We start from the raw sequence: 1,917 nt of genomic DNA on the forward strand, positions 1-1,917 counted from the left end.
GATAGAACTCTTTTAAGAACCCGAGAAGATGGCTGAAGGTGACACCCTCATCCATCACAATCCCCTCAAGCTGTTCGAACTCGGCAAGGTGGGTTGGGTCGATTGATTCACGCCGATAGACTCGTGAAAGGGAGAAGGCCTTAACCGGGGGCTCCGGATGTGCTGCGAGATACTGGATCGACATGGATGTCGAGTGCGTCCTGAGAACAGATCCTTCTGCCTTCGCCTTATCCCAGGAACCGCCCCAGCCGGTGGAGGACGTATACCCTCCAAATTCGTGCATATCACGTATCTTCTCCCATCCATCCGGGAGAGTCGAGGTGAGGTCAAGATAGAAGGTATCCTGCATCTCACGCGCAGGATGATCCTGCGGCTGGAAGAGTGCATCAAAGTTCCAGAAGACGCTCTGGACGATGTTCCCGGAGAACTCCGCAAAACCCATCTCAAGGAGCAGGGTACGCACCTCATCAAGGATCTGCCGGTACGGATGAGTTTTTCCCGGATATATCCGGCGTGGGGGTGTTGTAAGGCTGTAGCGGCGGAGTGCTTCATCCCTCCACGATCCGGAGAGGATCTGCTCACGGGTAAGCGTGCCGACTTCAGGGCGGAGATCGATTCCTGCTTCAAGGAGTTTCTTTCCATCAGGGGTGATCAGAATGATCCACCGTACTTCCTCATGTACGGTGACGAGCCCCCGTGATTTCAGCTCACCACACTCATCCGGATCCGCTACACCAGCAGCAATCTTTTTGAGTGCAAGCTCTTCAGTGCTCTCAGGAGTTGATTCAGCCTTCTTTGCGATTCCGCGATCTATTGTGATCCAGTTATTCTTCCGCATCCAGCCAATTGCCACCTTTGCAAGAGGGTGCCGGGAGAGTTCTCCCATCGGGATTTCTCCAACGATGCTCTCGACCACCTGCCGTTCGGGAAGACCATCTCTGGCATAGGCCTCTCCCTCTTCAGTGAGCTGACATTCTTCCTTCACCTCGCGTTTAACCTGGACAAGCCCTCTGCCTGCGGCAAGGTGTGCCCACTGTACAACTGCTGCGGCATCTGTTGAGAGCTCATCTGCAAGGATCGATGCCTCTGCTGAGCCATGCTCCCCAAGCACGGCCAGAAGGCGTTTTTCATTTGCGGTCAGTTCCATCTATAACACCACCATGTGGGAGACAGCATCCCTTTTTTCTTTGAATTCCGAGAGGAATTCCTTTACCCGCTCGAATGTTGCCTTCTTGCATGCACCGCATAGGAGTGAGCCTGAAAGGCACTGTGTCCGGATATCAAGGAGTTCTTCGTCCTCTGGAACCATATGGAAGAGATTTAAGAGATAGACCGGGCAGCTGTCAGGCTCCCCTCCAAGCCGGACCTGCTCTTCTTTCGTCATCCTTCCTCCGGTGAGGGCGCCCATCACCTTCCGTTTCACATCTGCATCTGATTCATCAAACCAGAAGAGAGAATCAGGCACACTGCTTGACATCTTCCCCCCCTGCAGTCCCTGCATGAAGGAGTGGTAGGTGGATGAGGGGGTGATGAAACCATAGCCGCCTTCCGCAACCTCGATTGCACGGACTTTTTCAGAGACAGAGAGGCAGTCTGCACCAGGAATATCAACATGCCCCTCGTACCGTTTCGATCCGGGGAATGCCGCAGCAATCGCATCCATTGCATGAACAGGGGCATTCTTTGACCTCACACTGATGATAGTTCCCTGATCCAGCACCGTGAACCACCTCATCTTATGTGCAATATCACGGGTGAGCCGGATATGCGGATCCTGATCGATTCCAACCGGAACAACCGTCGGCGCCGGCCCTTCCATCAGCTGCGGGTACAGGATATCCGCAACCTGTGTGGCAACCGAATCTGCATGGGCAAGCGCAGTCTCCTGTGAGAATCCATAGATCGCCTGGAGATCCG

Annotated in this window: 2 protein-coding genes; both read right to left on the reverse strand. The window is 54.1% G+C overall.

Annotation, left to right across the window (positions count from 1 at the left end):
• Window positions 1–1,147, reverse strand: a 1,147-nt coding sequence (locus tag QCH34_RS11665; RefSeq protein WP_300334388.1) for a phenylalanine--tRNA ligase subunit alpha, incomplete at its 3' end; no start/stop codon positions are given.
• Window positions 1,148–1,917 (reverse strand): tryptophan--tRNA ligase (locus QCH34_RS11670; protein WP_300334390.1); only part of this gene is annotated, 770 nt, incomplete at its 5' end.

The sequence above is a fragment of the Methanocalculus sp. genome (genome assembly GCF_029762515.1).
Taxonomy (GTDB): domain Archaea; phylum Halobacteriota; class Methanomicrobia; order Methanomicrobiales; family Methanocorpusculaceae; genus Methanocalculus.